Origin of the sequence: Roseateles sp. YR242 (assembly GCF_900109745.1) — a bacterium.
Lineage (GTDB): Bacteria > Pseudomonadota > Gammaproteobacteria > Burkholderiales > Burkholderiaceae_C > Roseateles.
Window position 1 is genome coordinate 1 of the sequence record NZ_FOAV01000016.1, and the last position, 25,173, is coordinate 25,173.

Here is a 25,173-nt window from a genome sequence, read left to right on the forward strand (position 1 = left end):
CAAGCTCAAGCGCTACGTTGAGGACGGCCGCTACAGCATCGACAACAACGTCCAGGAGAACGCGATCCGGCCGTTCTGCGTCGGCCGACGCAACTGGCTGTTCGCCGACACCGTGGCCGGGGCCAATGCCAGCGCAAACCTGTACTCGCTGCTGCAAACCTGCCAGGTCAACGGCATCGACGGCTACCGCTACCTGCGCGCACTGTTCGTTGCGCTGCCCAAGGCCCAGACGGCGGACGACTACGCCGCATTGCTGCCCTGGCGCATCGACCTCGCGGCCTGAATCGCTTCTACCCCGACAACTCGTTGGCGCCAAGGGCGCAGTTCATTGACCGCTTACCAGAGTCTTACAGCAAGTTCGACATCGACACGGCTGAGGTCGTCCCTCTCAGGATCGAGCTGATGCGGTACCGGTACTACGAAGACGGTGTCTTTGCGCTCGAGCCGATCAACCTGCCGGAGGAGAAGTTGTTCTCTGCACCTCTAGCCAAGGCCGAGGCGGAGAAGGCTGCCGATGATGTGCCGCCCTCAGCGGGGGGGCTCCTGCACAAGGCGACGCCGGCGACGCGCGAGCTGTTCGAACAAATGCGCGAGAAGGTTCGCGCCATGGACGACGCGATTGTCGAGAAGGCGACGGCCTTCTACGTCGCGTTTCGGGTGTCCAACAACTTTGCAGAGGTACACATCGGCAAGAGCCAGTTGAAGATCCACCTGCGGCCTATCGACTACGTGGATCCAAAAGGCTTGGTGGACAAGATCCCTGAAGGCTACAACTGGACCATGGATCGCCGGATCTACCTGAAAGGGCCCGAGGATCTTGAGTACGTCGTTGGCATCATCGAGCAGTCTTACAAGAACGTGCTGTAGCCCGCAGGATTAAAAATTCGGAAGCTCAACCCAAGAGCAGACGACAGCACCTCCAGCCTCTATGCAAGCGCACTGTCCGCAACTCTTCCCGGCACTGCGAACCTTCCTGCGATCCATGCCGTAACTGGCGGATCAAGCAGGCCGGAGAGGAAGATCGAATCCCAGTTGTTTTTGCCCCCGTGTAGGTCGTCCAGACAATCACGTTCGCCTGCAAGGATTGCCTGGACCTCAGCCTCGGTCGCAATGTTCTTTGCAAAGGCTCGCACGATCAAACTGGGCCTGCGAATCAGCTTGCTCCAGCGATCGCGCACATACCCGACAACCGCTGATCTTTTCACGATGCTATCAACATGAAATTTGATGGCTGGATAGTTTGCATGCGCGTTGGAGACCAGCAAGACGAGGGAGACCTTGGGCACTGCTCCCAGATCCTCGAAATGAGCGCTCACCAGTCGCTCACCAAGACAGTTGTCGAAGTACGGATGTAAGACGCGTTCGCCCGGATTGGGGCCGAAGAGGATCTCGCCGCGCCTGCTGTTGCAGTTGCAAGCTGGGATGAGATTCTTCGAGAAGACCGAAAAGATCGGATAGCCGTTCTTGGGCAGGTAGTGATCCAGCGTACCACTGTGCATGGATCCACACATTGGGCATACCAGGTGCTTGCTTGACTCCCGCATCTTGGTGATGTGGGCCAAATCCGCCGGAGGATCCGCATAGTGCCCCTTAAGGAAAGTGGCCAAGGCATCGCTGATCGCTGGATTCTGGACAAGGGTCGGCGCACCGTTCACCGCCACATACTGTGCGTAGCTGGCTTGGACGGTGCCGACCAATGGTTGGAGGTGCGGATGGCTGCCAACCCTCGCGTTGTTGGATAGACCGGCAAATGCAGCGGCGTCATCGTAGGGAGGCGGCTGAACCCTATTCATCCGCGCCCCTCCCCTTCGATTGCTGCCCTCAGGTCATTCAGGATCTCGAGAGAAAGCTCCTCCTTGTACATCTCACAGATCTGAGGCCAAGATGCACCACTTGCCAGCAGCCTACTCCTGACGTCGGCAGCCAACTTCGAAGGCTCATCCTCTCCAAAGACAAAGTATGAGATCGCACCCACGTCAGCACCGAATGTGCGGAGCGTTGGTTGTTGCGCGTTGACGAAGTTGTTACTGTCGACGCTCAGCACAGTCACCTGCTCCCTAAAGACCTCGCGAACGAAGTATGCGGAGTGCGTTGCAATGATGGCTGCCGAGCCGGTCGCCTCCAGCAGACCGTCTAGCAGCAAGACGAATCGGCTGATGAAGTTGGGGTGAAGGTGAGTTTCCGGCTCATCCATCAACAGCAGAGAGCCGTTCTCAATTTGCAAGCTCACCTGCGCCGCAAACTTGAGGAACGAGATCTCGCCACTGCTCAGCGGGTAGCCTTCGCCATCTACCACGCGTATGGGTTCCCTCCTGGAATCGATCGACGCGAAGCGCTCCAACATGCGTTGCTCCGTCCCCCGGGGCAGCTTGGCCAGCGGCACATAGTCGCTCGATGTCGAGCGCGTCGGGAGGTGCAGCTCGTCAGACTTCGTGATGGCGCTGAGTGCCTCCGTAAAGATCTGCCATCGAGACTTCCCGGCAACCATCTGTGTAGATCGGGCCACCTGAACGATCAGGTCGGAGAGATATTCATTTCGCCGCGACCGGCGAGACCGATTCATCGAGTACCGCTGGTACCAGATTTGCGGGCGCTTCCGCTTGTCACTTGGGAAAACAGACTCGGCCTCGTTTGTTGGCGCGAAAGCAAGCAGCCGATTGATCAGTGGTCGTCCGCCGTCCGTCCCATCGGTAAGCGCGGCCGCTCCATCGAGAGCGGCGCGAGCAATACGGCCAAGTGTCTGGCTCTTGCCAACACCATTCTTCCCGATGATGACGGCGATGCGCTTCGGCAGGTTTGCCGCATGATCGAAGCTGAACCGCAGGTGATGCTCGTTCTGTCGACCCGGCAACTGAAAACGAATGGCCAACACTGGTGACAAGATGCCCGTCTGCTCGCTCGATAGGCCCCGCAGCAGAGAGCCAGCGTTCTTGTATGCGAAGTAGGAGTCAGAACTTCGCATGAAGGACAGGGAGAACACCTCCGACTGGATAGCCAGATCGAGGATGGCTGAGGTCGACTCAAATTCGTTCAGAGCAACGAGGTCGTTCAGCGCAGTCAGCGCTTGCACCGCGTCGTCTGCATCCAGAGTCTGGACAAGCCGCCGATAAGCCTCCATGTCCGGCAGCATGGTGAAAAATTGGTGATCAGGCGTAGCCGCGACCGTCGACCTGCCTTCTGTCGACACCAACTGCTGGAGCAAGTCCTTGCCGTTTTGCTTCGCTTCCGGGTTAATGAACCCAATGAAGCCGCTCGCCTCGACCGCCTCTTGGGAAGACCGCATACGGATCCGGTAGTCGACCCGTGTGTGGTGCCCAAAGTCGTTCCAGCCGTCCGACGACGGTACTACGAGGATGGTGTCCGGCGGCAGTTCCGCTGTCAGCGCTTCACGCTGCCCAAAGAGGACACGAAGGGCGGGTGAGTTGCCCTCGGTGGATTGCTTTTGCACCATGATCAGCTAACAAGTCACCAGATTCCCAGCGCCTGGTACCGCTGGCGTTTCACTTCAAGATCAGCGGCATCTCGAACGATCCTTAGTGCGTGCTTGAGATAGCCGACCGCGGCCGGGTAATCTCGCATCTGCTCGCACACTTGAATCAGCTTAATGAGAACCTGCGACTTCGAGGGCGCGGCGCGGTTGATTCGTTCCAAGAGCTGGCGAGCGAGGGCGAATTCCGCTTGCAAGCCGTGCAGCGACGCCTGCAGGAAGTCGAGGTCCAGTGATTCACCGTCAAGCGCACGGGCTTGGATCAAGAGCTCCCCTGCCGAATCCACTTCGCGCAACTTCAGCATCACCCTGATGGCCAAGTCGCGGATGCTTCGCGCGTCATTACCACTGACCCCAGCAAGGCTGGCGGCCTCCCGTTCAAAAGTCGCCTTGAAGTCAAAGAAGCGATTCGCCCGGTACAAGGCATTCAACTGCTGAAGCAGAGCAGTGAGGTCCCTTGATCGCTGGTACTCTGTAGCCGACAGCTTCGCTGCCCGCAGGTAATCCTTGGCTTCCAAGGCGCCGACAACTGCCGTTGACCAGTCTTCGTGCGGGGCACTTGCCGCGATGGGCAACGAAAGCCGCGGTTGAGACAGTTGCAGGGCTCGCGCTGACGCGAAAGCTTGCCGAAGTTCAACAACCGTGCCGAACCGGCCAGCGGGATCCTTTTCCAGGCAGCGCAGGACTACCTGCTCCATTTGAGGATGTATGCCGCCGTTGATCTCAGTGGGTCGTCTAAAAGGTGCATGACGTCGGACCTGTGCAGGTGTGTCATGCGGCAGTTGTCCGGTCAGCAGTTGATACAGCAACACACCTAGGCTGTAGATGTCTCCGCGGAGTAGGGCGTCGAAGGTCCCCTTACGGGAGGCGCTGTCGGAAAACTCCGGTGCTGCATACAGCACCGTCCCGCCGTTTTCTCGGGTTCTGACATAGATCTCGTCTGGCAACGCTGAACTGCCGAAGTCAGTCAACTTCACCAGGTCTGAGGCTCCAATCAGAATGTTGTGAGGCTTGATGTCGCCGTGCGAAACGGGTGGCGTCAACGCAGCCAGAAACTCGACGGCAGCCAGCACCTGGGCGAAAATATTGAAGAGCCGTTCAAATGTGTCACCGAACTGCTGGCTCCTTTGATCAAGCTTCTGGGCCAGGCTTTGGCTGGGGAAGTATTCCATCTCAATGAAGAACCACTCGTTCTCCGGTGGAATCCGCCCCATGTCCGTGATCCTGACCACGTTGAGATGAGGCTCGATCTCCAGCAACTCCTTGCCTTCGGCCAGGTGTCGATCCTCCTTGGTCAAGTCCTTAGGGATCTTGACCGCAACAACTGCTCCGTCAGCCAGCCGCTCGGCCCGCCATACCCAGCCGTGGCTGCCGTCCCCGAGGCATTCCAGAAGCAGGTACTTTTCACCGAGCTTCTTGTTGGTCCCGGGCAGAAAGTGCGCTGACTTGAGATTCATACCAACCTCTCGCACCGGGACTGGGTCAATGCGAGCGTCCCGTCGCGCTGGACATTGAAAATCATGCGATGGAACAGCACTGCCGCCCCACGGATCGGGGCTACCTGAACGCCCACTGCAGTCTTGAACCCCATTGCGCAACGCGCAGCAAGCTTCTTCGTGTCAGGCGCCGCAACGACCCCTTTGCTCCAGGCCGACAACACGAGAAGCTTAGGCACACCTTCCCATCGAGAGGATGCATCGCGCAGGTTGCGCACCTTCGCGTCTAACTTCAGCTCACCCGGCGAAGATCCGTCATAGCGCTCGAATTCAACCAGAACTTCTGGCGTTCGATCCCCTCGTGAGAACCAGACTGCGTCCGATCGGATATCGGCGCTGTATGAAGTCGGCACGGGGCACTCACAGACTGCCATGAAGCCCAGCTCCTGCCCCAGAGCCGTCCATGCGCTGCAGCCAAGGCTATGCACCAGCACATCTTGGTCCCGCACCCCCCACTCCGTGAGCATCGGGTAGGCCTTGGCAACGAAGTCGAGCGACGACATGGCTGCCACCACTTTGTCGAGCAACTCACTCATCAAACGAACCCCAGACGCGCAAGACCTCCGGCGATTCCCCGCCATGGATCAGTGCCTTTCCGCCAACCTTCACGAGGAGCGGCGCAGGAATCGACCGGCCGCAGATCAGGGCCTCGCCGGTCGACAAGCTGGGCAGCTCCTCCAAGTCGGCTTTGCTCACCATGTCTGAAGCCTTGGAGATGAACCGTTGGTCGTCCGGGTTCTTCAAACGCATCGTGATCAAGGTATTGCATTGCGAGGTCACGTCTGCGTCCAGCTTCGAGGGCCGTTGGCTCACGATCCCGAAGCCCACGCCGAACTTCCGCCCCTCGCCGGCAATCTTCTTGATCACCCGATGGCTGACGGCATTGCCACCGGCTGGCGCGAAGTTGTGCCCCTCCTCGTACACCAAGAAGCACGGACGGAGCGGATCGTTCTTGCTAGAAGCTGCGCGCAGTATTTCGCTGGACAGCAATGCGCATATGACTTGCTTTGCAGTGTCACTGAGCCCTTGCAAGTCCACAACGACCAGGCGGCCCTGTTTGTTGGACGGGCGACCAATCATCTTGTAGATGTCCGTCGGCATAGCCATCGTCGCGGAGTAGAAGCTTTGTGCCTCATTCAGAACGCGAGACAACTTCATCGAGGCCACCGCGGCGCTACGTCCACTGAGCGCCTTTGACTCAGCTTCGGACAAATCGTCCCAGCCGCGCAGTTCTTCGATGCCGTCACCGAGCAGATGCCTCAGCCGGTTGATGTCACGCGGCTCGGCCTTGTCCGCCGTGCGCCAGTATCGGATCGCCACGTCCAGCACCCGTTGCTGAGGCTCGGACAGTCCGGGCAAGATCTCCGCGATGTCATCCATCTCGAAGTGGTCAAACTGCAGCGCAAGCTGGATGTTCTTGTCGGCGTACTTGTACTTGAACGACTCATTCTGCGGCGTGTAGACATGGATGCCGGCACCCGCCTTCTGCAAGCGTTCGAACGTCTCGCGAATTCTGGGTAGCGCCTGCTCATCGCGCTTGTCCCGGTCGCCGTCGCCGCGCTCGTTGAAATTCAATTGCCCCTTGGCCAGTGCCTTGCCGTACTCGCCGTGCGGGTCAAACACCACCACGGTTCCGTTGTGCAGGGCTACCAGGCGCTCGATGATCCGCCCGACCGTGTACGACTTGCCCGAACCTGTCATCGCCAAGACCGCCATGTGCTCGGTCACCAGCTTGTTCACGTCCAGGAACACGGGGACTGTGTTCTCCCCACGTTCATAGCCCACCAGATTGCCGATGTGCAGGCTCGTGTGCTCGTTGAACTCGTAGAAGTCGCTCAAGAACTGGAAATCAACGGTTTCCACTGCTGCGCCCGGGTCCAAGGGCCGGCGTGGAATCTTGATCTGCCGAGAGATCGGATCGCGGTAACCGATGAGTTCGATACTCGCGGCCAAGTTTTCACCGGTGACATGTGCGCCAGGCAGCAGCTCGAGTTCGGTCACCCCCTCGCCAAAGCCTGCGTTGAACAGCATGTTGGATCGCTGGATGCGCGTTACACGGCCCAGAACGGCGACAACTCCTTCATCTCCCCGCTCTTGATGCATGACACGAACGAATTCGCCTCTGCGAACAGAGAACGAATCCTGGACGACCATCGTCAGCTGACTGGCTTCACCCGTATTTCCGACCAGTTTTCCGAGAACTTTGTGCTTCATGATTCTGTTCCTTCGTCTAAGCCAGACAACCACGTGGTCTCTACGTCGTTGCCTCGTAAGGCGTCCCCTAAACCCTTCTGGTAGTAAGCCGTGAACTTCTCCAGGATGCCCAACTGCTGGCGGCTGAGCAGCTGCGGCAAGGGCATCGCCTTTCGCTGACTCTGCATGTCCAACACCATCAGGCGCCAGGCAACCGTGTCCAGGCGGTCTGACGTCCAATCCTTCTGATCACCAGCCAACTGGGCGAGCCGAATCTCTCCAGGTCGGGAGCTTCGGTAGTGAAAGCCGATCACACCTTGCACTGCTTCGGAAGCAGGCTCCATGCGCGACCGATCCTCAGGGTTTTCAGCCATTCGGAATGCAATCGTGCGGGTGAAGCCGCCCAAGATACCGTTGATGAAGCGGGTGTCGCCGATGCCAACGAGACGCTCTTCAAGGCCCTTTAATTTTTGAACACCCGCATCATCTAGACCGTCGCTGACGAGCACCAATTTGCGGCCTTCTTCAGTCCGCAAATCTTGGCGCGCGATGCTCACGATGGCACTGAAACGTTCCACCAAGATGCTCACAAGTACGGGGCCGTTCACATTCCAAGGAAACAGCTTTGCGCGATGCTCCCGCCAAAACTGCTTGATCACGGCCCGCGTTTTCTCAAACTCGGCCCAGTGGCGAACGTTGCGCTTCAGCGGCGTCATCTCGCGGCTGATGAACAACGGCGTATCAATGAGAATCAAGTTGACGGGTCCGCCCTGCTGCAGCAAGCGCTCAACAAGCGCATAGCTGTTTCGCATCTCCACTAGATCCAGTCGCTTGCGCTGCGCCTCGAAGTCGATGTCGTCTAGCTCAGACACCGAATCCGTGCCGACCGTACTGACCTTGTTCTCCTGGATCGAAAGGTCGGTCCGCACCGCCGCAGACGCGTAGATGTACCCGCCCAGCGCCTTGCTGATGCAGGAGTGGCTCGCAACACCTGAAACAGCCAGGTCCACCGTCACCACTTTTGGGACGGCACGAATCAAGCCAGCCTCGCGGAACATGGGCGCAATACGCTCGATGTCTCGGATCTGCTTCAGCAAACGGCCTGCACTACCCGGAAGCCGTAGCTGACTATCGATCGCCAGGGCCTGGGCTAAGTTCGTGTTCTTCGCCATCTACACACCTTCCTTCATGCGGGCGGCGTAGCCCCAGAATGCACTTTGCCGCAGCAGTTCCAACCCCTTCGTGGTGAGCCCACGCTCCTCGACCAGACCCATCGCGTGCAGCCGGCCGTAGATGTCGGGCAGGTCGAAGCCGCGCACATCCATCAACTGCACAGGCTGTCGCTGCAGAGCTGCCACCAGTGCATCGGGCGTTCCAACTCCGTACGCATAGCAGCACACCATCACGGCGAAGTCTCGCGGTGTTGGCGTAGCCACGGCCTCCGCGTCAGCGGTGACTACAGTCTCGGCCGCCTTGCCGACATGCGAGAACAGGGCGGCCAGCCATTCCTGAACCAGCAGGCCTGAGTCCAGCAGCGTGATCGACCAGATGGGCAAGGTGGTCGCTGCAACCAACCCACTGTCGGAATGGGCCTTCCAGAAGCGGGTGTTCAGCTGCCCACTGGTCCACACATGCCCTTGCGAGCTGTCGCTATCGCCATCAATACCTGACAGCTGAAAACTCACCTCTGCCGCAAGCATCGCAGCGAGTGGCGCGTTCGCTGCCGTTGCAGGAGTGACCTGTGCGAATGCGGCAGTCCAATCCAGGCCGCTGACGATCGGCCCGACATTGAAGGGCGGCAGGAGCAACAGTGCGTGTCCAGGCTCCCTCGCCCATCGCAACCAATCTGCTTGGTCTGAGGATGGATCTTGAAACTCTTCCCCCGTCATCATCAACAGTGCTTCGCCGAGCCCGGCCTGCGCATCGGCGGGCTTGGCGTTCAGCAGCATGCGCAAGAAGCGCCCGCGTCGATGCGACTGCAACCCGGCTGACAAGAGCAAGTTCACGCGCCTACTCCAAAGGCAAGCTTCACCTTGAGAACACCTTTGTTGACGAGAACCGCCTGTGTGTTGACATCGATGGACGGGCTTACGCCGGCCAAGATGGCCTTTGCGAGCGGAATCCACCCGACCATCGTCATACCGGAACCTTCAAGCGCCTTGGCGCCCATCTGCTCCCACTGATGTCGACGCGCAGCGAGCTCCAACCCGAGATCGTGCAAGCTCAAGGTCGCGATTTGTTCGACTGCTACACGGGCAGGCGCCGGCTCGTTAGCGGGCGCATACAGCGGTTCCAATGCAGGCAGCAGTTCGTTCAGCTCGGACACCTTCGTCGATTGGTACGCTTGAACCGCGTTCTCAATCTTCAGCAGCTCGCCGCCCAACACCTGCAGCCGTGTCTGAATCGGCTTGAACAGGCGATCCGGCACGTCTTGAATGGCCGAAAACTGCCCCTTCATGGCCTGCGTACGGAACTTCTCTCGCTCCAGCGTCGCTTGCTCAACCACAGTCTCGAACGCATCAACGACCAATCCTTGTCGTTGCAGGACGGACTCCGCCGCTGCGGGATGCCCAGGCTCCGGGTAGTCCGCCGGCAAGGGGTCCAGAAGCAGTGCGGCGCCGTGTCCCCGAGCCTCCAGTTTTGCCAAACCCTGTGAGATGTCTTCGTACCGAGACTTGGCCAGCCGATAGGTGCTCATGATGAATCCGGAGACCTCGGCGAACGGCTGGTGCGAGTTGGCCCTCAGATCAACCCCAGCTTCTTCAGCCAGCAGCGTCAACCGCTCAGCTGCCTTGTCGAGCTGCAGGGAACGCAAGTAGTACAGCAGGGTGTCTGAACTTGCCGTGCCCTCGGCAGTGGCTGTTGCAGAGCTGTTCTGCTTTGCCAGAGCGCCCTCCAGAATATTGATGACGGTCTGGAGAGACAGGGTAAACATACTTCTTGGGAAGTGCTTCAGGTCAACGCACTCCCCGTCGATTCCGGCAATGAGCGTCTGGACCCTCTCGCTGATGGACTTTCCCGATCTTTCGACAAATTCCGCAAACAGGCGTGCCTGTTCGATGCGCTGGTACAGAGACTGCGTCTTATCCTCCAGCTGCAGCGTGTTGATGTTCGTCAGGTCAACGGTGCCGGCGCTACTAGGCTTGACGCAAGCCACTCTGTTCAGCACTTCGGCGCGTCCCTGAAGCATTGCGGGCAGCGCATCCACGGTGTCCTCGATCGATTTGCCGACCAGCGCCTCTTCCTCCACCTTCAGTTTGGCAAAGCGCGTCTGCGCGGCCGCAAGTTGCTCGTTGGCCACCACGGTTTGCGTACCCATGGGCACCTTGCCCAGCGGAGCGAACAGGCCCGGGATCCGGTCGTAGCCGAAAACGCGCTCAAGGGTGGCGACTGTGGCGCGGTAGCCATCGGTCGCACCGCCTTCGAACCAGGTTCTGGCCGTGTCGATCGCGCCTTCGATCGCCGCCCTGGGGTAAGACACCCATTGGGCCTGCGTCGCACTGGGGGTCTCCAGTTTCAAGAGATGCAGTTGGTCGCACCACCACATCCAGTCGTCGAAGACTGCCTTCGGTGTGGCCGCCCCCTGCTGCCAGAGGTAGGCCCAGTACCAATCCCGCTTCGCTTTGTCCAAGGTCCACTGATGGCTCGCGCCAGGGTTACCAATGCGAACAAGAAACGGTGGCACGTTGGCTGCTGCGAGTTGCGGGTTGGCCAGCTCCAAGAACAAGCCGGCGTGCTCGTCTGCCGCATAGCCTTGCGCGAGCGTCTTGCCGGGCGGAGCCAGCTTCTGAAGCAGTGAAGCGACCTCGTCTGCATTGAGTTGATGCTCGGGCTTCAGGTCGTGCAGGCTCGTCAGTGGGGGGTGCTCCACCACAAACAGGCTCCAAGTCTTGAAGAGCGTCTCTCGTTCGGCTGGTGTCAGCTTGCCTGCCGAGCGCATGGGCCAGGCAATCAGTCCGCGGCTGTTCAAGCGCTTGCGCCACTGATGCATCGCTTGGTAGGCGAAGTCTCGGAGCGCATTCAACTTGTTCTTGAACTTGGTGGTCAACGCGGCGTCGGCGAACTCGAAGCCCTGCTGATACCCGGCCAACAGGCCAACACGCTCGATCTGATCAACCTCGCTTGGGTTCAGGTAGTACATCAGCACGTCGTCGCGCAGTGCATCGGTGACATCGCCTCGGGTGTACTGCTCCATCAAGTGAGCAGAGGCGGTGAAGGCCACCACAGGCATGCGCCCGTCCTCGGCACGACGGCCGGCTGCAACCGCATGCAACTTGTCCAAGTCTTGGCGACTGTTGACCCAAGCAAACCACGCCAGGCCCTCGGGGTGGAGCTTCAGTGCATCGCAGAACATCAACCCACCCACTTGACCCGCGCCCGCCCGGCGAGGCGAAAGCAGGATTGATAAGCCTTGCGAGTTGGCATACGGCGCTTGCTCGTACGTCCAGTTCCTGTCGAGCAAGCGGAAGAGTCCGGTCAGCCGCACCTGCAAGCGGATCGCTAGGTTTGCGCCGGCGTCCTGCAGGAAGCGCTTCATCGACAACTCGTGTGCCGAAGCACAGGCCGGGTCACGGAAGATCGTGGAGTTCTGCTGCTGATTGCGGTACCGCAAATCCAGCCGAAGAAGCATGGCCACGCTCGGTCCGATGTGCGTGGCTTCCTCTGCCGGAAGCTGAATGTCCGCGCCGACCAACTTCTGCCAGAGTGCATCAGCCGCAAACTCGATGGCCGGGTGGTCGTGCAGCAGCGTCAACAGGTGCTTGAACTCCGCGCGAGCCAGCGGCAACAACAGCACCTGGCCGTTGGGCTCGTTGATGGCAAAGGTGCGCAGGTTGTTCAGCAATGCGTCCAAGCTCAGGGGCTGGTCAACTGCGGCATAGACCCACTCGTCCTGCTTCCGCGTGAACTTGGCATCTTCCAGCGCTTGGCGGCAGCGCAACGGGTCAAACGGCAGCTGGCGGTACAGGCTGGCTACAGGCTCACCGTCCTCGTTTTGCACGTCCAGCAGTTCGCGAGCACGGGGCGGGCACTTGTCCAGCGGTACAGGCAGCTGACCGTAGAGCAACGACTGGGCGGTGGCTCGAAGTTCATGGTCTGAGGTCTTGATGCCCTCGATGGCCTTGGCGTCCAGCACATGCTTGGCCACGCGGCTTGAACTTTCGACCACCGCATCAAACAGTTGGCCAATCTCCGGCACCGTCTTGCCTGCAGCCTTGTACTGCGCCATGACTGCGTCAACGGTGGCCATCACCACGTTGAACCAGCCGAAGTTGGCGCCGCTCATCGCGTAGGCGGCTTCCACCAGCCCGACCGGGTAGTCAACATCAAGCCGGCCGCTCGCCTTGAGTTGCTTCACGTAGTCGGACACGTCAGCGAACGCGCTGTGCTCCAGCTCCACCAATTCCACCCGCCGCGCCACAGACTGAATCTCGCGAAGCTGCTGTCCGAGCAGGGGGGAGCACAGCGCCACATAACGCAGCCAAGGCAACCGCCGCCGGGGGTCTTCCTCCTTGATGGCCTTGCCGATCAGCCGGATTGCCTGGCCGTCCAGGCGCTTTGTGTCGTCTTGCTCCAAGCCGTACGTGGCGGCTTCAGCAACAGTCTCCAACTCGTCCAACACGACCAGCACGTAGTCGATGCCGAACTTCTGCAAGTAGGCATAGGCGGCCTGCACCAGCGTGACCACCAGCGAGGGGTCTTCATAGAGTAGCTCGTCACTGTGCGCCTTATCGACCTGCAACGCTTCTGCCAGTTGTGCGGTGTCAAAGCCCATCGGCTCAAGCCGGCGCAGGGCCTGCTCGGCCACCTTGCTCTGGATGGAGCCGTCAAAGCGCTTCGTGGCCAGCGGAAGCAAGGCCTTGTAGAGACCGAAGCCAAACCAGTTATCGGAGTTTTGGTAGTCCGACGCCACTTGGGAGTAGCGGATGTACAGCGCCAGGTAGCGATCCTGCCCAGCCTGATCGAACAGCTTCTGGTCCGTCAACGCACTGGTTTGATCACGAACAAACCAGCCCTTCGAACAATCGTTGATCTGCGCGATCAATTCGTAGCCGATGCGCGACTTGCCTCGACCCCACTCGCCCTCCAGCGCGAACACATGCGCAAAGTTGTCGTCAGCGGTATCGACCGTGTGGATGAAGGTCCGGTAGCGCTTGAAGAAGCGGCTTTGCCCCACCAGCGGGTCGCGCGGCGGATAGTCGGAAACACCGGTGGCGGCCCAGCTGTGGCGTCGTGCCAAGCCGGCAATGTCATTGGCGGTCAGTTGATCGTTCTTGTTCATGTCGTGGACTCCCCTACAACTTTGTAACCCTCTTTAGGTTCTCTAACGCAGTGGTCTAGCGAATGTTTTTCCGCTCCTGATACAGCGCCTCGGCCGAAAGGCGTGCGGTCTGCCACAGCAGCTTTCCCGTACGGTTGAACACTCGGCTTGCAGGCAGGCTGTAGCACTGATCAGAGAACTGCGGATGAATCTGGTACTGCCCCGGCTGGCTGCCGGCGCCCTCCTGATAGCGCCAGACCGAATGCTTGAGCAACAGTCCGAGCAGCGGCGCTAACTGGGCATTCAATAATGCAACCGTAGGCTGCTGTGGAAAGCAGCCCACACCCAGCCTTGCGAGCATGCCCAGCAGCAAGTCGGCCAGCGTGCCGCACCGCACCTCATCGCCTTCTGCGCCCATCACGGTGACGGTCACTTCAGTGGGCGCGAAGGCGTTCTGGCCTGTGGGCAGTTCCAGCAGTAAACCACCCCGGCTCTCCGCCCGCCAAGCGTCCTGAGCAAAGGCCAACATCGTCAGCAGCAATGCCCACGGGTGGGTCAAGACCCAGCGCATGACGGTTGAGTCACTGGCGAACCCCGGCGCAATGCCACCTGGCAAGATCACTCGGGTATCGGGCGTCGGCTTGCGTTCGGCTTGGTCCAGCACGTAAGGCAGGGTCAACAAGCGACCATGGCACCAGTTCTGCTGCACCTGGTGGCCGCTGGCATCCAGCTCGGGTAGCGGAGGTAGCCCATCGCTGAACGAGGCCAACCGGGCGGCCGTGGCCAAGATGCGCACCAGTCCAGGCGTGGCAGCCGCCTGCTCAAAGCTCACGCCAATGAGGTCCCGTTCCAGCGTCGCGTAGGGGCTGGCCGTGAGGTGTGCGCTGGCCAGAGCCGACTCCACCCCAGCTGCAGCGGTTCCCAATCCAGAGACCAACGCCACCAGGGGGGCTGTATCCGACATCTCACCCGCCTCTTTGCAGCGCGCTGCAGCAATCCCCAGCCATGCAGCGCGCACCTCGGGCTGCTGCGCCAGGAGAGCACAGATCAGTTCGTCGTCAGACGCCAAGGCCGGACGAACGGCCAGCAAGCGCTGACTGATGATCCAACCCTCGCCGAGGGCCTGGTGATGCTGCGTGCCAGCGCTACTCACCACGCGACCAGCACCGATGTAGTCCCTTGCGGTGCCAGCTCCCTCTGTCTCGACCGGGTGAGCCAGGTTGCGCCACTGCGGCGAGCCATTGCACTCATTGGAAACCGCAGCCATCGATCCCGTCGAGAGCAAGACACGCAAGCGCGGGATCAAGGCGTCCGCTTGCGTCAGGGAACTGGCATGGGCGCTGGTCATTAGCCCCCCTCAGCCTGGGTCAACAAGTTGTACAGCTCGTCCAGATCACCAAACAGTGCCGGTCCTTGGCCGTCCACGCCATCGACTCTCAACCGATTCAATAGGCCGCGATCGGATTGGTTGTTACCCGCTTGCAGAGCTTGTTCAGCGTCGATCAGCTCGACTTCCGTGAGTTTGCCTTCGATAAGGGCTTCGACAAGGAATTTGGCGGCATTGGTCAATTGCTTGGCTAAATTCAAGCTTATATGATGCTGCCGCCAGGATGAAGCAATAAAACTTTCAGATCTAATTCGTGGGATATTCAGTAAAGCAATCCATTCCTGCGTGATGTGGGGCTGAGCTACTCCGGTGGCAAAACTTGATATCTGGCACTGAACAAACTCATGAGCAAGAGCGAACTCAAGATAGTAGGCATCAATATCGCTTGTAGCCTTCTTACGCAACCTGGCTACGGTTGACCCAGCAGCGATTCGGTTCGGCAAACTGGGAACAACTATCGCCTTCCCAATCGTTCCATCCTTTGTGAACGCAATATCTCCTTCTTTGAGGTGGATTTGGGGCTGCTCTAAGTATTTATGCTCTTCAACGCAAACAAGGTCTTCGGTGCGAATTACCCCGGAACCAAATTCAACCCCACGCAACAACCAAGGGCCTGTTGTTGTGTAGTTTTCAGTGGTTAATCCTTTCCACCCAATCATTGCCGATATTTCGACAAGCTCATCTAGTTGCTGCAACTTGGCGTTTACCTTTTTGGCATGCCGAATGGCTGCCAGTCTCTGTGGCGAGTTGTACTTCAGGTCCAGCCTATTCTCAAGCTCATCCACGCTGAGGCGATTGAATGGCTTTACGGACAGAACCGCACCATCCCAATGAAAATCTTCCTGAAAGGATTTGCTTGCGTGCTGCTCAAGCTTTAGCGCCCAAGCCCGCAGCCGCTCAGCTTGGCGGACTTTGTCGCCGATGTACCTTTGTACATCAGAATTCGCAGCGAATAGCGGGATGGAGTAAAGGGCGTCCTTGGCTATGTAATTGATGATGGTGTTACTTGTGAGTCGATTCTTCAGCACCTGGCCGTGCTTAGATTTCAAAAATGCCAGTACGTAACGTGAGTTTGTTTCGGCATTGAAGGATGCTTTGTACAGCGAACCACTGACCATCAAGTATTTTGGGAAATCCTCTGGAATCATACCGACCTTCGAGACATTCCCCTTTACCTCAATCAGCAGTTCACCTGCTACGGCCAAACCCTTCGGATAGTCGTCTTTGTAGTAAAGCGGCAATTTATCTGCAGCGCTGAAGTCGATGCTTCCTTGATCATCAATCTGTGTCGGAGAGAGGAATGGCAATAACTTTTCTTCAGGGATGCCATTTGTTGAATCGGTGCCGTGATAAACCACGCGATATCCGTCAACAATGAGCTGCCCAAGTCGTTTTGTCTTGCCCAAAGCATCTATTTTTTGCACCGTTTTCAGTGCTTCTGGGTTGTAGAACTCGGCGTCGAGCCGGTCTTCAAGTTGCGAGTGAATGCGAACGGTATACATCACTCACCCCGCTTATAGGCACCAACAATCTTGTCGAGGTCATTTGGCACGCCAGCCGAGTAGTCCTCGATATTGTTTTTCACTACATAGCCCAGCGTTTCTGCCACGGCCATGAACACATCGCCTTGCGGTTCAGGCAGAAACTGCTCTGGGTGTTCCTTGCTGGCGTGGCGTTTTTGCAGGTACAGCACCGAGGTCTTGGCTCCCGTGCCCGAGAGCTTGAAGGTGTCCGCGGGGAGTGACAGCACTGCTTTGACGATCGCCTTGCCGCCCACAAACTGCCCAGTTTTCTCGTCCTTGACGCCCATGATGTACTCGCGCACATAACGGTCGCCAGAGTTGCAAAGCACCCCGTCCGGCAACACGATCAGCAGACGGCCACCGGGGCGCAGCAGTTGCAAGCAGCGGTCGATGAACAGCACCGCCGGGTCGATGGTGGCGCCGACTGGCTTCCAGTTGCCCTTGTTGTCGGGCTTACTGCCCAGAGCCAAACCGCTGGTGCTGGGGAAGAGCTTGTAGACCGCCTTCTTGCCGGTAGATACGTTGCGCAAATCGGTGCGGTAGCCGGGCCACTTGGGGGCGCCATCCTCATCCAGATAGAGATCGCCCGTGTCTTCCCACTTCATTTTGAGGTGGTCGTAGTAGGCGACATATTCGTCGACCACTTTTTCGGTGGGGCGGAAGCCGCCCAGCACCTGCTCCATCTGGGCCTCGTAGCGATCTTTGGACTCCTTGCCCTTCTTGTCGCTGGTGAACTTGGGCGTCCCAAATGGAGGGTTGGTGCAGATCAGGTCAAAGCTGTTGGGCTTGAACGCCTTGGTGGTGAGCGAGTTGTCGGTGTAAAAAATCTTGGCTTTCGGGGCGCCTTGCAGGGCCATGTTGACGCGGGCCAGCATCACCATGCGCGGCGCTGCATCAGCTCCGGTGAAGGCCGTGTCGCGCAGCGTTTGCTTGAGCGCCTTCTTTTGCGCGTCACTCATGCCGCCCAGGTGATCAACCACGCTTTCGATATGGCTGAGAGCCACAGAGCCAAAGCCGAAGGAACCGCAGGTGGGGTCGCAGAACCGGAACGCGCCGGCCGTCAGGCGCTCCATGGCGGCGTTGTGTTGCTGGATATCGTGCATGGCGATTTCCAACATGGCCTGCTTGACCGGGTTGGGCGTGAGGTACACCCCCAAGCCGCCTTTGGATTCAAAGTTGGCACGCAGGAACACGTCGAACACCCGGCCCAACAGATCGCCTGCCACGTCGGCCAGGGTGCCCACCTCTTTGCCGGCAATCATGCGGCCTTGGTTGTCGGCGACCGGGCCAAGGTCTTGCATGGCCTCTAGCAGGGTTCGATAGTTTTCCGGTTGGCTCAGGCGCAGGTGTGAGTCACTCGGGAAGATGGCATTGCGGGTGCCGTCGTCGCTGACCACCACGTAATCTTCGTGGGCCTTGAAGGCTTCGAAGGCCGCCTTGATTTGCTCGACGGCCTTGGGGCCGTGCTTGGCGACGTAGTGGTGATCAAACACCTCGCGAAAGCGCTGGGTCTTGCCTTCATGATCGGTGAAGCTGAGGTCGTCACCGTGATGCACGCGGAACGTCTCCAAGAACAGCAGCTTGGCCACTTCCTCAATGATGTCGTTCTTGTCGTTGACGCGATCCTTGACGGTCTGAAATACCTGCTCATGAAAAGCGTCGAAGCGGTGCATCAGGCGGGTGTAGATGCGCATCGACCAGCGAAAGGTCGGGTCCTTTTCCAGCTTTTCGTAGTTCCGAATCAGCTCGATGGAGGGCACTTCATCAACTGAGTGAGTGCCATCGCTGCCATCGACGCCGAACAGGCTGTAGCAGCGCGTGTTCTTGTCGTCTTGTAGATGGGCGAAGACAGGCCAATCTCCACCCACGCTTGCCAGCAGTTCGTAAGCCAGTTGGTCCAGCTTGTCCTCGCGGGAGTAGTCCCAGTGCCCGGGCTCCAGCGCGATCAACAGCACGGAGGGCGTTTGGTTGCCTTGGTCCTCGCCCCAGATGAGCCCAGCCTTCACGAAAGCGTGATCACTATTGAGGGGGGTGTGCTCGGTGTAGTCGTGGTACTTGTCCCGGATGGCTTGGTAGCGTTGGTCCAGTGTTTGTTCGGTGGCCATGAGTTCTTTTGTCCTGTGTGTCCGGCTATCGGTCAGTGGGCCAGCTTGAGCAGCGGGCCTCTCAATTCGAGTCGAGGGTCTTGTTGGGCCGCGCTGCGTAGCATGGGCTCGGTCACCACCAGGCCAGCGGGCAACTTGTTGATCAGCTGAGCCAGGGGCATGGGGCGGCCGGCATGGCTCAGCAAAGCCACCATCTCGTCAGCCAAATCAAAGGCACCAGCCTTGTTCTCTGCAGCCCCACTTTTGATTTGGTAGATCAAAGCCTGACCACCGGGGTGATTGCCCGCTTCTTCCTGAGCCACCACACCGGGCAAGCACTTCAGGTACAGCCTGGCTTGAGCTTCGTTCCACCCCAGGGTCTGCCACAAGCTCCCGTGCTCTTGCCAGAGGTCAGCAAAATGGGTTGGAGCGAGGCTGAGCTTTTGCCTGAGTCGCTTCAGTTCGAGTGCGACTTGGGAGTTCGGCGTGTTCATGGGTCAGTCCTCGGCCCCCAGAACGCCTTCAATGCGGGCAAGGGCACCATCCCACTCCCGCTGGATCAGTGTGAGCAGTTCACCTTCCAGCTCCAGGCGCTCAGCACTTCCGAACCAATCCCGGCTGTGGCCGGCCACGCGGTCTTTGTAGCCAGCGCCACGCCCCCACTCGCCCTGACACGCGCCCCAGAAGGCTTTGTCCAGCTTCAGCTCATCGCGGAAGGAGGTCTGGCCCATCAGCTGAACCTTTTGCAGCAGGTCGGTGTAAGCAGACTCCAGCAGGCGTTCAGCTTGGGCAATCAGCTCCTTGGCGTCTTCCATGCCAGGCGTTGCTGCCAAGGTCTGACAAACTTCGCTGAAGCCTTTCACCGCTGAATCCAGTGACAGGGCTGCCAGGCGGCGTGCGCCGTAGCCCAGGTGGTGGCCATAGTTCAAGTTGTGCCAGTCGCCCTCCCGATTGACTGATGCACGCAAAGTCGCGGCGTAGGCCTTGGTCATCTGCTCCATCAAGCTGTCTTGAACATGGGCATTGAGGCGCTTGGGCTTGCGATGTAGCCCAATCCAAGCCTGCAGCTGCAAAGCGGCCTGCTGAATCACGGCCTGGGTCTGCTCTTGCTGGTAGTTCAGCAACAAGGCCTTGGCGTTGTTGACGATCTCCAGCAACCGGCCCCGAAACGTCTTGCGGGCCAGCGACAGGCGTTCCGCCAGAAACCGCCGAAGACTCTCGGGGTCGTCCTGGTACGAGTTGAAGAAGCCCACCGCCAGATCGCCAACGCCAATCGGCTGCAAGCTCATGGACACCTGCTCGGCCTTGAGTTCGTAGCCCTCTTCAACGGTCTCGACCTTTTCACCGGCCTCGTCTTTGACAGCGAGCGCCTCATTGGGACGCGGGAGCACCAGCAGTGCAGCTTTCTCCCTCAGACCTCGAACACCTGCTTCGCGTGCACGTTCAAGCAGCAGGCGCGCCTCGGCAGCAGGAGCGTTGTTGAACCCTGAGCACAGCACAGCCACGGTGTGTGGATCGTCCAGCAGGCTTTCCAAGTCGGCACGCGCGGCTGTGCGATCGATGCCCTTGGTGTCGATAAACCGAATGGCCAAGTCGTCAACCTGCAAGAGGTTGTGGGGCACGACCACCTCAATTCGCCTCGGCAAGGTGAACTCTGGGTGCCGGCCGTTGTTGACCTTCTCGAACGTCTCTTTCAGCCACTCCAAAGGCTGTTTGCCTGTGCTGGCCTCGTGCCAGATGTCGCGCCGATCACGGCGCGGCAACTCCATCCGCGACAGGATCTCGACCACCAGCTCTCGGGTGCTGCCAACTTCCTTGGCCAACTCCTTGGCCTCGTCTCGACGCACCGTCTTGCCCCCGTCGACCTTGTCGCGGCGGACTTTCAGTCCCGCCAGGTTACGAATCGCGCGCTCGACTTCTTTTGAGATGCCCTGAGAGTCTTCTTCTGCTTCAGCGTCAGCCAAGGAAGCGTCGGAGCCACGCACGTAGTCGGCGAAGTCGGTGACGTCTGCGCGGATCTCCTCGTCGTTCCGAGGTTCGATGATCAGTCCATAACCGGGGCCTCTGCGAAGATGAACCTCGCAGATGGTGATGCCGCCGGCACCAGCTTCCAACACAGGGGCGGGGTGAGGGCCATCGGGGGATGCCACTTCCAAACCTGCCAGACGACAAATGGCGGTGGACTTTCCGATGCCGATGCTGCCGATGAATGCAACTTGGTGCTCGCGCTTGAGCAACAGTCCGGCCACCGCACCCAGCTCATCCACGTACGCAGCGAGACGACGCTCAAAGGCATGCTTGACATCGGGTTGCTGGGCCAGAGCTTGCAGCTGCTGAGCAACCTCCTCAGCAGACCAAAGCAGCTCCTGGTCAGGGTGATCCAAGCCGGGGCGAGCCAACACAGACCATTCCCGGTGGAGCGCGGCCTTCAGCTGCTCTGCTTCAGGCGTTGCGATGGCATCAAGCAGCTGATCCAGCTCTTCAGGCGCGATGACACGGTCACCACTTTCGATCCGCGACAGTACGGCCTGGCTCCATGTGACCCGTCGAGCCAGCTCTGCCTGCTTGATGCCTGCCTTGTCGCGGACTTGCGTGAGGTAACTACCCAGTTCGATCGGCGAGATGTGCACTTGGCTCGACATGACCTCTCCAGTACCGCTTTGTTGCCGCAAGTATGCAGCAACGTTTCATAAACGTCTACTAGAGAGTCATCCTGCTCAACTTCCCTGCCATTGGCTGCTCCGCAAGCCTGCCGCCAGAGGCGACATGCCGAGATTCTCAGGAGCACGCGAAAAAAAGCCCGGCGATGCCGGGCTCTCATGCGTCAGGCTTTCTCAACGGCTGATTGCCCGATACGAGCCTCAGGTCACCACGACAACCGGCAGAACTTTGCGTTCAGAACGGCAAAACTTTGCTCGCGCCCACAGACACCTCAAACGTCAATATTCGCCGCCCTCAACGCATTCTGCTCAATGAACTCACGCCGCGGTTCCACCTCGTCGCCCATCAGCATCGTGAACACGCGGTCGGCCTCGATCGCGTCTTCGATCTGCACGCGCAGCAGGCGCCGCACGGTGGGGTCCATCGTCGTTTCCCACAGCTGCGCGGGGTTCATCTCGCCCAGGCCCTTGTAGCGCTGGCGGCCCACGCTGGACTCAGCCTGCGTCATCAACCAGGCCATCGCGGCCCGGAAGTCGCCCACCTTGGATTCCTTGGCCTTTTCGCCTTCGCCCTTCTTGATCACCGCTTCTTCGGTCACCAGGCCCTTGAAGGTCTTGCCGGCCTCGGCCAGCACTTCATAGTCGGCACCGTGCACGAAGTCGGAGGTGATGATGCTGGAGCGGACGTTGCCGTGCTGACGGCGGCTGATGCGCAGCAGCAGCTTGTCGGTGCGCGGGTCCACTTCCGCCGTCACCACGGCATCGTGCAGTTGCGTCTGCAGTGCCGTCGCGGCAATGTCCGCCGCGTCCTTGGTGTCCAGGTTCAGCGCCAGGCCGGACGCCAGCAGATGCAGCGCCTCGCCATCCATCCATGCCGACAGACGCTCAATCACGTTCTGCGCGGCGATGTATTGACGGGCCTTGCTCTCCAACTCCTCGCCCTTCAGCGATGGACCCCCCACGCCCTGCAGATGCAGCTCGGCATCCTGCAGCGCCACGCGCAGAAGGAAGCCATCCAGCTCATGGCCGTCCTTCAGGTACTGCTCGTGCTTGCCCACCTTCACCTTGTACAGCGGCGGCTGCGCAATGTAGATGTGCCCACGCTCCACCAGCTCAGGCATCTGGCGGTAGAAGAAGGTCAGCAGCAGCGTACGGATGTGGGCACCGTCCACGTCCGCGTCAGTCATGATGATGATGCGGTGGTAACGCAGCTTGTCCGGGTTGAAGTCGTCACCCCCCGCACCACGGCCGATGCCGGTGCCCAGGGCGGTGATCAGCGTCAGGATTTCGTTGCTGGTCAGCAGCTTCTCGTAGCGCGCCTTCTCCACGTTCAGGATCTTGCCGCGCAGCGGCAGGATGGCCTGGAACTTCCGGTCACGGCCCTGCTTGGCAGAGCCACCGGCGGAGTCACCCTCCACGATGTAGATCTCGCACAGCGCGGGATCCTTTTCCTGGCAGTCGGCCAGCTTGCCGGGCAGGCCCAGGCCGTCCAGCACGCCCTTGCGGCGGGTCATTTCACGGGCCTTGCGGGCCGCTTCACGCGCGCGCGCCGCATCCACGATCTTCCCGCAGATGATCTTGGCGTCGATGGGATTCTCGAGCAGCCAGTCCGTCAGCTTGGCCGCGACGATTTCTTCCACCGGGCCACGCACTTCGCTGGACACCAGCTTGTCCTTGGTCTGGGAGCTGAACTTCGGTTCCGGCACCTTGACGCTCACCACACAGGCCAGGCCTTCGCGCATGTCGTCGCCGCTGACATCGACCTTGGCCTTCTTGGCCAGCTCGTTGTCCTCGATGTACTTGTTGATGACGCGGGTCATCGCGGCGCGCAGGCCGGTCAGATGGCTGCCGCCATCACGCTGCGGAATGTTGTTGGTGAAGCAGAGGACGTTTTCATTGAAACCGTCGTTCCACTGCATGGACACTTCCACGCCGATGTTGGTGTTCTGATCCGACATCTTGTCGCCCTGGGCGTGGAAGATGTTGGGGTGCAGCGTGGTCTTGCCCTTGTTGATGAACTCGACAAAACCGCGCACGCCACCAGCGTAGGCAAAGTTGTCTTCCTTGTTGTTGCGCTCATCCGCCAGCCGGATCTTCACGCCGTTGTTCAGGAAGGAGAGCTCGCGCAGGCGCTTGGCCAGGATGTCGTAGTGGAACTCGTGGTTCTGCGTGAAGATCTCGGTGTCCGGCAGGAAGTGCACTTCCGTGCCCCGCTTGTCGGTCTCGCCGACGATCTTCATGGGGCTGGTCTCGACACCATCCCGCAGTTCGATCACGGGGTCCTGCGGCACACCCTTGCGGAACTCGATCTGATGCACCTTGCCCTCGCGGCGCACTGTCAGGCGCAGCCACTTGGACAGGGCGTTCACGCACGACACACCCACACCGTGCAGGCCGCCTGACACCTTGTAGCTGTTCTGGTTGAACTTGCCACCGGCGTGCAGCTCGGTCAGGGCGATTTCTGCCGCACTGCGCTTGGGCTCGTGCTTGTCATCCATCTTCACGCCGGTGGGGATGCCGCGGCCGTTGTCGATGACCGACATGGAGTTGTCGGTGTGGATGGTGACGACGATGTCGTCGCAATAGCCAGCCAGTGCTTCGTCGATGGAGTTGTCCACCACTTCGAAGACCAGATGGTGCAGGCCCGTACCGTCGGAGGTGTCCCCGATGTACATGCCGGGGCGCTTGCGAACCGCCTCGAGGCCTTCCAGGATCTGGATCGAATCTGCGCCATAGCCGCCGTTGTTGCTGGCGGAATTCGGCGTGTTCTCAGGGGAGGTGTTATCGCTCATCAGAGAGTATTCCAGGCCGCCGTGGCGGCCATTTGTCAATCTAGTCAATCTAGCTAGAACCCCCCGCCTGGCGGGGGCCGTGGGAGCGCTGCCTGATGCTCATCCGGTGAGCAGCGCAGGCCGCGCCAGCGGCCTTAGATTCTCATGGGCATCACGACGTACTTGAAACCGGTCTGGTCCGGGATGCTGATCAAGGCGCTGGACGAGCTGTCGTTCAGGTCCACTCGCACCATGTCCTGGCTCATGTTGGCCAGCACATCCATGAGGTAGGTGACGTTGAAGCCGGTCTCGATCTGGTCGCCGCCGTAGTCGATCTCGATTTCTTCCTTGGCCTCTTCCTGCTCGGCGTTGCTGGAGGCAATCGAGAGCAGGCCCGGGTCGAAGGCCAGGCGCACCGCCTTGAACTTCTCGCTGGTCAGGATGGCCGCCCGTTGCAACGCGGCCAGCAGTTGCTGCCGACCCAGGATGACGTGAAAGCGATGGTTCTTGGGGATCACGCGGTTGTAATCCGGGAACTTGCCTTCCACCAGCTTGGTGACGAACTCCATGCCGCTGAAGCTGAACTTGGCCTGGTTGCCGGCAAAGCGCATCTCGATGGGCTGCTCTTCCTCGTCACCCTTGCCGCCATCCTTCAGCAGGCGCATCAGTTCCAGCACCGTCTTGCGGGGCAGGATCACCTCCTGCTTGGGCATTTCGGTGTCCAGCTCGGCCTGGGCCAGCCCCAGGCGGTGGCCGTCGGTGGCCACCAGCGTGAGGGTCTTGCCCTCAGCAACGAACAAGATGCCGTTGAGGTAGTAGCGGATGTCATGCACCGCCATGGCGAAGTGCACCTGGTTGATCAAGCCCTTGAGCGTCTTTTGCGGAACGCTGAAGGCGGGGCCGAAATCGGCCGCTTCCTGGACCAGGGGGAAGTCTTCCGCCGGCAGGGTCTGCAGGGTGAAGCGGCTCTTGCCGCCCTGCAGGGTCATCTTGTTCTGGTTGGAGGTGAGGCTGACGGTCTGGTCCGAAGGCATGGACCGCAGGATGTCGATCAGCTTGCGGGCACCGATGGTGGAAGAGAAATCCCCTTCATCCCCATCGAATTCAACCGTGGTGCGCACCTGGATCTCCAGGTCGCTGGTGGTGAGCTCCACCTGTGAGCCCTGCTTGCGGAGCAGGACATTGGCCAGGATGGGCAAGGTGTGGCGCCGCTCCACGATGCCCGACACCGCCTGCAACGCGGCAAGCACTTTGTCCTGGCTGGCTTTCAACACGATCATGTCAACCTCTCTCCACTGTTGGCTGTTCGCTCT

Annotated in this window: 17 protein-coding genes; 2 read left to right on the top strand and 15 right to left on the bottom strand. The window is 59.8% G+C overall.

Annotated features, from left to right (window positions below):
* The coding region (locus tag BMY53_RS21975; RefSeq protein WP_143074120.1) for an IS66 family transposase at window positions 1–283 on the top strand (283 nt) is incomplete at its 5' end.
* 119 nt (window positions 284–402) lie between these two features.
* Window positions 403–867 (top strand): DUF5655 domain-containing protein, encoded by a 465-nt coding sequence (locus tag BMY53_RS21980; RefSeq protein ID WP_143074181.1) that lies wholly within the window; start codon window positions 403–405, stop codon window positions 865–867.
* Window positions 868–926: 59 nt separating this feature from the next.
* Here the strand turns inward: BMY53_RS21980 and BMY53_RS21985 are convergent, their stop codons facing one another.
* From BMY53_RS21985 to dnaN, 15 genes are all read right to left on the bottom strand, one after another.
* A complete protein-coding gene (locus BMY53_RS21985) occupies window positions 927–1,793 on the bottom strand; it encodes a hypothetical protein (protein ID WP_092948718.1) in 867 nt (288 codons plus the stop codon).
* Window positions 1,790–3,451 carry an AAA family ATPase gene (locus BMY53_RS21990; RefSeq protein ID WP_092948720.1) on the bottom strand — a complete coding sequence of 554 codons (1,662 nt, stop codon included), beginning with the start codon at window positions 3,449–3,451 and terminating at the stop codon, window positions 1,790–1,792. The genes BMY53_RS21985 and BMY53_RS21990 overlap by 4 nt, the downstream gene beginning before the upstream one ends.
* 14 nt (window positions 3,452–3,465) lie before the next feature.
* Window positions 3,466–4,944, bottom strand: a complete 1,479-nt coding sequence (locus BMY53_RS21995; RefSeq protein WP_092948722.1) for a serine/threonine-protein kinase — start codon at window positions 4,942–4,944, stop codon at window positions 3,466–3,468.
* Entirely contained in the window at window positions 4,941–5,519 is a 579-nt protein-coding gene (locus BMY53_RS22000) for a hypothetical protein (RefSeq protein WP_092948724.1), read from the bottom strand. Before BMY53_RS22000 ends, BMY53_RS21995 begins: the two co-directional genes overlap by 4 nt.
* Window positions 5,512–7,197, bottom strand: a complete 1,686-nt coding sequence (locus tag BMY53_RS22005; protein WP_092948726.1) for an ATP-binding protein — start codon at window positions 7,195–7,197, stop codon at window positions 5,512–5,514. Before BMY53_RS22005 ends, BMY53_RS22000 begins: the two co-directional genes overlap by 8 nt.
* Window positions 7,194–8,348, bottom strand: coding sequence for a hypothetical protein (locus BMY53_RS22010; RefSeq protein ID WP_092948728.1), 1,155 nt, complete (start codon window positions 8,346–8,348; stop codon window positions 7,194–7,196). The genes BMY53_RS22005 and BMY53_RS22010 overlap by 4 nt, the downstream gene beginning before the upstream one ends.
* Window positions 8,349–9,182, bottom strand: coding sequence for a hypothetical protein (locus tag BMY53_RS22015; RefSeq protein WP_092948730.1), 834 nt, complete (start codon window positions 9,180–9,182; stop codon window positions 8,349–8,351).
* Entirely contained in the window at window positions 9,179–13,456 is a 4,278-nt protein-coding gene (locus BMY53_RS22020; protein WP_092948732.1) for a hypothetical protein, read from the bottom strand. The genes BMY53_RS22015 and BMY53_RS22020 overlap by 4 nt, the downstream gene beginning before the upstream one ends.
* A 55-nt stretch (window positions 13,457–13,511) precedes the next feature.
* The gene (locus BMY53_RS22025; protein ID WP_143074182.1) at window positions 13,512–14,525 is read right to left on the bottom strand and encodes a hypothetical protein; all 1,014 of its coding nucleotides are present in this window, start codon (window positions 14,523–14,525) and stop codon (window positions 13,512–13,514) included.
* A 257-nt stretch (window positions 14,526–14,782) separates the two neighbouring features.
* Window positions 14,783–16,324 (bottom strand): restriction endonuclease subunit S, encoded by a 1,542-nt coding sequence (locus tag BMY53_RS22030; RefSeq protein WP_092948736.1) that lies wholly within the window; start codon window positions 16,322–16,324, stop codon window positions 14,783–14,785.
* Complete coding sequence (locus BMY53_RS22035) at window positions 16,324–18,450, bottom strand: HsdM family class I SAM-dependent methyltransferase (RefSeq protein WP_092948738.1); 2,127 nt, start codon at window positions 18,448–18,450, stop codon at window positions 16,324–16,326. The genes BMY53_RS22030 and BMY53_RS22035 overlap by 1 nt, the downstream gene beginning before the upstream one ends.
* 32 nt (window positions 18,451–18,482) lie before the next feature.
* Window positions 18,483–18,923: a hypothetical protein gene (locus BMY53_RS22040; protein ID WP_143074183.1), complete on the bottom strand. Its 441-nt coding sequence runs from the start codon at window positions 18,921–18,923 to the stop codon at window positions 18,483–18,485.
* Between the two features lie 3 nt (window positions 18,924–18,926).
* Window positions 18,927–21,071 (bottom strand): helix-turn-helix domain-containing protein, encoded by a 2,145-nt coding sequence (locus tag BMY53_RS22045; protein ID WP_092948742.1) that lies wholly within the window; start codon window positions 21,069–21,071, stop codon window positions 18,927–18,929.
* A 290-nt stretch (window positions 21,072–21,361) separates the two neighbouring features.
* A complete protein-coding gene (gene gyrB, locus BMY53_RS22050; protein WP_092948744.1) occupies window positions 21,362–23,881 on the bottom strand; it encodes a DNA topoisomerase (ATP-hydrolyzing) subunit B in 2,520 nt (839 codons plus the stop codon).
* A gap of 134 nt (window positions 23,882–24,015) precedes the next feature.
* Window positions 24,016–25,140 carry a DNA polymerase III subunit beta gene (dnaN, locus tag BMY53_RS22055; protein ID WP_092948746.1) on the bottom strand — a complete coding sequence of 375 codons (1,125 nt, stop codon included), beginning with the start codon at window positions 25,138–25,140 and terminating at the stop codon, window positions 24,016–24,018.
* Window positions 25,141–25,173 lie beyond the last annotated feature (33 nt).

Bases quoted from the DNA above. Each gene is read 5' to 3' on its own strand.
- BMY53_RS21980 (WP_143074181.1), top strand. From the start codon at position 403: ATGCGGTACCGGTACTACGAAGACGGTGTCTTTGCGCTCGAGCCGATC.
- BMY53_RS21995 (WP_092948722.1), bottom strand. From the start codon at position 4,944: ATGAATCTCAAGTCAGCGCACTTTCTGCCCGGGACCAACAAGAAGCTC.
- BMY53_RS22005 (WP_092948726.1), bottom strand. From the start codon at position 7,197: ATGAAGCACAAAGTTCTCGGAAAACTGGTCGGAAATACGGGTGAAGCC.
- BMY53_RS21985 (WP_092948718.1), bottom strand. From the start codon at position 1,793: ATGAATAGGGTTCAGCCGCCTCCCTACGATGACGCCGCTGCATTTGCC.
- BMY53_RS22045 (WP_092948742.1), bottom strand. From the start codon at position 21,071: ATGTCGAGCCAAGTGCACATCTCGCCGATCGAACTGGGTAGTTACCTC.
- gyrB (WP_092948744.1), bottom strand. From the start codon at position 23,881: ATGAGCGATAACACCTCCCCTGAGAACACGCCGAATTCCGCCAGCAAC.
- BMY53_RS22040 (WP_143074183.1), bottom strand. From the start codon at position 18,923: ATGAACACGCCGAACTCCCAAGTCGCACTCGAACTGAAGCGACTCAGG.
- BMY53_RS22035 (WP_092948738.1), bottom strand. From the start codon at position 18,450: ATGGCCACCGAACAAACACTGGACCAACGCTACCAAGCCATCCGGGAC.
- BMY53_RS22030 (WP_092948736.1), bottom strand. From the start codon at position 16,324: ATGTATACCGTTCGCATTCACTCGCAACTTGAAGACCGGCTCGACGCC.
- BMY53_RS22020 (WP_092948732.1), bottom strand. From the start codon at position 13,456: ATGAACAAGAACGATCAACTGACCGCCAATGACATTGCCGGCTTGGCA.
- BMY53_RS22000 (WP_092948724.1), bottom strand. From the start codon at position 5,519: ATGAGTGAGTTGCTCGACAAAGTGGTGGCAGCCATGTCGTCGCTCGAC.
- dnaN (WP_092948746.1), bottom strand. From the start codon at position 25,140: ATGATCGTGTTGAAAGCCAGCCAGGACAAAGTGCTTGCCGCGTTGCAG.
- BMY53_RS22010 (WP_092948728.1), bottom strand. From the start codon at position 8,348: ATGGCGAAGAACACGAACTTAGCCCAGGCCCTGGCGATCGATAGTCAG.
- BMY53_RS21990 (WP_092948720.1), bottom strand. From the start codon at position 3,451: ATGGTGCAAAAGCAATCCACCGAGGGCAACTCACCCGCCCTTCGTGTC.